5 protein-coding genes are annotated in these 6,870 nt (G+C 55.6%); all 5 read right to left on the bottom strand.

Features of this window, described 5'->3' with window-relative positions:
• Positions 1–17 precede the first annotated feature (17 nt).
• Positions 18–464 carry an RHS repeat domain-containing protein gene (locus tag HU766_RS26480; protein WP_273028141.1) on the bottom strand — a complete coding sequence of 149 codons (447 nt, stop codon included), beginning with the start codon at positions 462–464 and terminating at the stop codon, positions 18–20.
• Complete coding sequence (locus HU766_RS25780) at positions 424–933, bottom strand: hypothetical protein (protein WP_186661778.1); 510 nt, start codon at positions 931–933, stop codon at positions 424–426. Before HU766_RS25780 ends, HU766_RS26480 begins: the two co-directional genes overlap by 41 nt.
• Complete coding sequence (locus HU766_RS25775) at positions 923–5,506, bottom strand: RHS repeat-associated core domain-containing protein (RefSeq protein WP_186661775.1); 4,584 nt, start codon at positions 5,504–5,506, stop codon at positions 923–925. The genes HU766_RS25780 and HU766_RS25775 overlap by 11 nt, the downstream gene beginning before the upstream one ends.
• 50 nt (positions 5,507–5,556) lie before the next feature.
• The gene (locus HU766_RS25770; RefSeq protein WP_186661773.1) at positions 5,557–5,988 is read right to left on the bottom strand and encodes a DcrB-related protein; all 432 of its coding nucleotides are present in this window, start codon (positions 5,986–5,988) and stop codon (positions 5,557–5,559) included.
• Between the two features lie 44 nt (positions 5,989–6,032).
• The coding region (tssI, locus tag HU766_RS25765) for a type VI secretion system tip protein TssI/VgrG (protein ID WP_186661765.1) at positions 6,033–6,870 on the bottom strand (838 nt) is incomplete at its 5' end.

Genomic DNA, 6,870 nt, shown 5'->3' with positions numbered 1-6,870 from the left:
GCCTCGTCGGTAGAGGACTACGAAGCGCTGCTGCCGTGGAACTGCTCACCGGAGATGCAACGGTAAATCGAAGCTCCATCTGGCGGTAGGTGGGGTTCATGGATCGCACTCATCTCATCCAGCACGTTGTAGGTATAGATGCGGTCACTGCCATCGAGATCCCGTTGCGCGACCAGCCGGTCCAGTTCGTCCCAGCCGAAGCGGTAGGACTCGTCGTTCTCGTTGATAAGCCGCAGCAGCCGGCCATAGGCGTCGTAGCGAAATTTCACGCTGTAGCCCATGGCATCAGTGCGTTCGATCAAGCGGCCGCTACGATCGTAGCGAAATTGCAGGGTTTTTTGTGCTGGGTCGATGTAGCGCGGCAGTTGGCCTGCGACATCAATCTCAGAGCGACCGAGGCGACCATCTGGGGCGTTCACTTTATTAAGTAGCGGAGGACTCCCAAAATTTAGCACCTTCTGCATCGGCCATTTTTTCCAGAAATTCTGATAAAGATTCCGCTGCTTTAGTCCATTCATGTCTGTGATCTAGAGGTGTGCAAACCAAAACCCCTCCATCTTTGGTGATTATTAATAACTCAGAATCACCATAGAAGCGACCAAGGACGATATCGGTTGTTAGTATTTCATTTCCTCGAATTTGCTGTTGCCTACTGGTTTCGCTGATAGCCTCCTTAGGTGTTAATAGTTCAAGCCCCCATTGTTCATATAAATTGTCTTTGAATAGCTCGGTTTTTTCACTAAGTCTCCACAGCGCCAGGAGCTCGCAGGGGAAGTTTTGATGGGGTTTAGGTAGCTCTTTTTCGTCGATCCCGCCCGTGAAAATGCAACTTAGAAGAAATGGGCATTTTTCCTTGTGATGATAGGCTGTTTGTGGTGTTGACCATTTGTTTTTGAGCTCATCAATTGTTGTGCTTATGGTTTTAAAATTCATTGTAATTTCGCCAGAATGTGTTGAAGAGTTCTTGGTGCGTTTTACGCTGTACGGGTACTAGGTTCCAGAAGGTATTGTCACCGCCATACTCCCTTGGTTTTATGTGGTGGATATCATATTCTCTCCATCCTCCTCGCGGTGTTGCATATCCTCGATCATACCAGTCTTTAATGAATGCACCACGTTCGGATGCTCCCCAGGGGACACGCGCGGCAGTGGGAATCTTACCACCAATCTGTGCAGGGAATGGTATGCTGCGGCCAGTTCTAGGGTCGATCACTTTTGGATAAATTCTAAGTGTGGCGCGTAGCCGTACGATTAAGTTTGATATCGAAAATCCAAATCTATTGCAAGAGAGACCTAGCGGATCTATCCAGCTTATTGGGTTTGGAGCGTATTTATAGAGATTTGGCCCGCCGAGCAGGCCTAGTGGATCTGTTTGTGTGAAGCTCCCAATGACAGGGTCGTAGAATCTGTAGGTGTTGTAGTGGAGCTTGATTTCACGGTCGAAGTATTGACCTTGGTAGCGTAAGTTCTGCTCTCTTGCTTGTTTTTCGGTGTTCCATTCGTCACGTGACGCACCCCATCCGCGAAAGTTGCTCCACCATACAATATCGCCGCTGTCGTTTGTGAGTTGTGTTGGCAGCCCTGCTTGATTGGTATGGAAGTGTGCGAACTCTTCGTTGCCATGCTTGCCGTCAATTCGAGTTATAGGTTCGTAGCTAATTGAACTGGCATAAATGTACAGACTGGCCAGGCCGTTCTGCACCTCTTGCAGCAAGCGCAACCCTTGCCAATGAAACAGTACCCGCCGTCGTGGTTCAGGATAGTCGCTCTGATAAACTTCCTTGCTGATCCGCCTTCCCAGTGGATCATAGTTGAACACAACACGTTCGCGTTCTCCGTAGCGGTATTGGTCTACGCAGACCAGGCGTTGGTCGGCGTCATATTCGAAATACTGTACCCAATTGCTACCAATACGCTTCTCGCACAGCCGACCAAACCTGTCGTAGCGATAGCGCTTGTCTTGATACACCAGCACGCGGTTATGCTTGATCAAACCGTTGAGCTTGGGTCCGTCGAACAGGTTACCAGCCTTGTCGTACTTGAAATCTTCAACTTGTGTGGTTTGCCAGTTGGGGCGTGATTGATAGACAGTCTGCAATTGCTCGTTGAGGTCGTAACCGTAGCGGTTGGTCCCCGAGTAGCTCTTGCCGGTGTGAGGCGAAGGATGGAAATGGCCAATGATCTGTTCGAGGTGGCCGGAGTCATCGCTCACACCGCTGTCAATGCCACGGCGCTGGGTCTGAGTCAGGACTTCCGCGACCAGGTTGTCATTGGTGTCGTAGCGGTAAGACTTCTCCAGTAACGGCAACACTTCCACAGGAGCATCGCGATAGTAAATGGCCTTGCTGCTCAGCCTGCCGCTCTGGTCATAGCGTGTGCGTGTGATCAGACTCCCCTGAGTGCGCAGCACTTCGTCGTGTAGCGTGTCGCGTTCGAAGTCGTTGATGACACGACCGTTCAGGTTGATCTGATGAAGATGCCCGCTGCCATAGTACAGGTAGTTCAGTTTTCGCTGATCAGGCAAAGTCAACGTCTGCAGGTTGCCCAGTTCGTCATAGCAATATTTCAGCAAGCCGGCGCTGTTGGTCTCGCTGAGCAGTTGCCCGGTAGCGTCATAGGTGTAATCGAGGTGCTGCTTCTCACCCTGGTTATTCGTAAAGGCGATGGATAGCAAATTGTCGGCGGCGTCGTAGTTGTAGTCCGTGATGCCGTCGTCGGTGTGCTTGCGCGTGAGGCGTCCGACGGGATCACGCTCGAAGACATGACGGATCGAGGCCGTTCGTGTCGGCGGTGCGTTATCGGACAGCGGTGGCTGTTCGTATGAAGAGGGAACATGAGTGAGACCCGTGAGATCATCCAGGACGCTGTATTCATAGGTGCGACCACTGCCATCCAGATCCTGTTGCGCGACCAGCCGGTCCAGTTCGTCCCAGCCGAAGCGGTAGGACTCGTCGTTCTCGTTGATAAGCCGCAGCAGCCGGCCATAGGCGTCGTAGCGGAAGTTCACGCTGTAGCCCATGGCATCGGTACGTTCGATCAAGCGGCCGCTTCGATCGTAGCGAAACTGCAGGGCCTTTTGCGCTGGATTGATATAGCGCGTGAGTTGCCCAGCGGCATCGACTTCGTAGCGATCAAGGCGACCATCTGGGCGTTCACTTTCTATCAGGTAGCCGCGGGCGTCATAGCGGAAATAGTGATGCTCGCCACGAGCGTTGATACTCTCGCGCAAGCGGCTGTGTAAGTCATAGTGGTAAAGGGTCTGGGCATTGCTGCAGTCGCGGAAGCTGGTCAACTGCCCGAGTGTGTTCCAGCTCAGGTGTTTGCGTTTTTCCAAGGCATCGGTGACGCAGGTAACGCGACCTTCCGGGCTGTATTGATAGTGTGTTTTGCGGCCCAGCGGGTCTTGTTCCCACAATAGGTTGCCATGAGTGTCGTAACCGTAACGCTGGACGCGTCCGGCGCCATCGGTGACCTGGACGGGCAGTGCCCAGTGGCGCAGGTACTTGACGTGCTCGCTGCGGTCCAGCGGGTCGCGGGTTTCAATCAAACGGCCGATATCGTCATAGCGGTAACGCCACTCACCCCCTTGTGGATCGACACGCTTGATCAGTTGGCCTGCGATGACCTCTGCTTGCCAGCAGTTACCCAGCGCGTCGATGTGCTTGTGGACTTCGTACAGTGGCCCCCAATAGTAATGATCCTGGCGCCCCAGATTGTCGGTTACCCGCGTTTCACCGAGTTCCAGGTCGTAGGCGAATTGGTACTCTTCGCCATCGCTGCCCCAGTGGCGGATCACGCGCCATTCATGGTCGGGTTGAGGTTCGAGCAGCGGCGGCATGCGGTACGGTGTCCCGTCAGCGCGCTTTGGTGTGGGGCGTATTTCAGGGATGGAAAACCGCGCCCATTCGTATTGGCGGACAGCACCGCTGGCCAGTTGATGACTGTTGAGATAGCCCTCGGGCGTGTAAGTGAAGCGGCGAACCCGTTGCCCCGTCGCATCCAATACCTCGTGCAATTGGCCGTTTTCGGTGTAGCGATAGCTGACCAGCAACTCGTCACGTTCAACAGCCGGTGTTCCACCGTTCTTCAGGAAGGCCCGCGATACTTGGCTGACACGCTGTGGATGCTGAGCGCCATAATGAAGCTGCACGAGCGTTTGGCCGTACTTGTCATAGAGGGCTTTCAGGCGCCCTTGCTCGTCGTACAGCATGTCTAGGCAATTGAGATTACGGTCGCCGAGCCTGGTCAGCCGTGAGCGTTTCGGATTCAACGGGTCGGTATCGAAGACCCGATAAAGACCTTCATTGATATCTTCGACAACGGTCTGGCCATCCTCCAGCTGGAAGAAGGCCAAGCCGTCCACGGCACTGACGAAGGCGTCACCAGCACTGAGGCGGCCTAGTTCCAGTCGGTTACCTTCGTTGTCGATGTAGATCCATAGCTCACCGCCCTGAGGGTGCGGGACACGAACCAACTCCACCTCGTAGGGCAAACTCCAGCCCATTCCGAGCAGGCCGTCATTGCGCAAGTCTCTGCTGTCGTAGTGACGCGCCCACTGGATACCCAGCAGACCTGGCAGATTGAAGTCGGTGTCTTCTGGGCCATCTTGCAATTTGCTTCCGCTGGCGACGGCAACCGGATTGCCAACTGTGCACCCTTTGCTACGCCCAAATTTCCGGGCGATGAGGATCCCCGCAATAATCCCCGTAAACATCGCAATCTTGCTCTTGCCATTGCGAATATCGCGCACCGTCGCCGTACCACCGCCAATACGGACATTGGGAGATACGTTTTCATTCACGTCTATTGTGGCGTCGCAGGTTGTCTTGTCCCCTGATCGCGCTGCTGGCTGACTGTTGATCAGCACCTTGTCGGAACCTTGTGCGATGAAGGTTTCCGGCATCGCCGGATGGCGACTACACGTGATCTTGTCCTCATGCTTGGGTTCTGACCCTGCAGCTGCCGGGGTGGTCACCGGTGGATTGAAGATGTCGCGTATCGCCATGCCCAGCCCCACGACTGGGAGCAGATAGGGCACGGCCGCCATGGCCATGGACCCAATGTTTTCGAGGATGGAGGGTTCCGCTTGTTCGTCTGCAGCGCCCCCTCCAGGTGGCTCTGTGATACCAGCCGCACGAGCGGCTGGTTTGCCATTGATGTGGACGTTGCCTGACCCACCTTCGATTTTTCCGTAAATTTGAGGCGGTGCCATGCTGTTGCCAAGCCAGTCGCAAAAGCTGGAAATGACGCCTCCGATAGTCTGGTCTTCGCCGACGGACAGGGTACTGATCGCGCCGACTGCTACGCCGGCGACGGCCGCAATGGCGAATCCGGCGGCACCGCCGGTGAATGCAGTGCCGACAACAGCCAGCCCGATGGCGGCGGACACAGCGGCAGTAGCGGCGGCATAGATCACCGCTTCGGCGACTGCACTGATGATTTCGGCTGCTAGCGATGGATGAAGAATTGCATCGCCCTCCCGGGCGGCTTGGACAATCTGGGCCATTGGCTTGAAGTTCCCGATTATTTGAAGAGTGGGTCTGGAGGGGAGATTGCTCAGGCGAATCGAAACTTCTGTTTGATAGCGCGCCAGTGGCCAATATCGTCGTCGCTCATCGGGCCAGCTTTGCTGTAGTTGAGTACCAGCATGCGTTGCTGCCCAGGTACGAGACAGGCTGCTTGCAGTTGGTAATTGGGCTTGTCACCGACCATGAACTGAATTGTCATCTCGCGGGCATCCACGGGGTGCTCAGCGCTTCCGAGGCGGGTGACTGTCGCAGGTGTGAGGGTCATTTTCTTGGACTGCTTGCGCAGAATGATCAGTTGGTCATTCAGGGCCTCGTCCAATGTGGTGTTGTGGGCAACAGGGCTGCGGGCAATCACCAGGGTGGTGTTTCTCTCGTGGAAACGCAGCATGTTTAGCGTCATGTCCTGCGGGACTTCGCCGCCCAGATCGAGGATTACATCTTGAGTAAGGTATTTAGCCATCGAGGGGATCCTTCTTGGAATGCATTGCGTGACGGGTACGGGCGTTACTCGAAATGCCCATCCACATCGGCCTTCAGCCCACTGCTGTCACGCCCGCTTGCAGACGCACCCGCTGAGCCGCCATTGGGATTCAGGTCGAGCTTTGCCGCCAAGGTGTTGATCTGCCCGGTTTGCTGCGCGGTGAGGTTGAAGGTTTCGCAGGTGATGTTGAGTGTGCCGTTGGCCTGCATCTCGATAAGGGTCTTGCCGCACTTGAGGCGTAAGGAGCTACCCGCTTCGATTTCGTAGTCACCTGCGATGAGGTCGTTCTTGCCGCCGCCGACTTTCAACGTGTCGTTGGCTTTCACGACCCGCAGGCGATTGCGGCCGATAGCTATGGTTTCGTCCTGGCCAATCTGTTGGGTGCGATCCACGCCAACGGAGAGGGACTGGTTGTTGTTGACCTTCGTGTTCTGGTCCTTCTGGGCATGGATGAACACTTCCTCTTTGCCCAGCTCATCCTCAAACCGCAGCTCGTTGAACCCATCCCCCTTGTGGGTCTGGCTTTTGATGGTCATGCGGGTCTTGTGGTCGGGCAGGTCGTAGGGCGGTAGCTGGTTGCCGCAGTAGGTTCGCCCGGTGATCATCGGTTGGTCGGGGTCGCCGTTGACGTACTGGATGATCACGTCCTGGCCGATGCGCGGGATGGCCATCGCGCCCCAGCTGCCGCCGGCCCAGCCTTGCGACACGCGTACCCAGCAGGAACTGAACTCGTTGTTCTGGCTCTCGCGGTCCCAGGGGAAGCTGACTTTGACCCGGCCCCACTGGTCGCAATAGATTTCTTCGCCAGGCGGGCCGACCACAGTGGCCATGTGTGGCCCATCGACATGGGGTTTGGCCAAC

Source organism: Pseudomonas sp. SWRI77 (genome assembly GCF_014269105.1).
Lineage (GTDB): Bacteria > Pseudomonadota > Gammaproteobacteria > Pseudomonadales > Pseudomonadaceae > Aquipseudomonas > Aquipseudomonas capeferrum.
The sequence above is the reverse complement of the archived record's forward strand: the minus strand, read 5'-3'. Positions and strand labels throughout refer to the sequence as shown.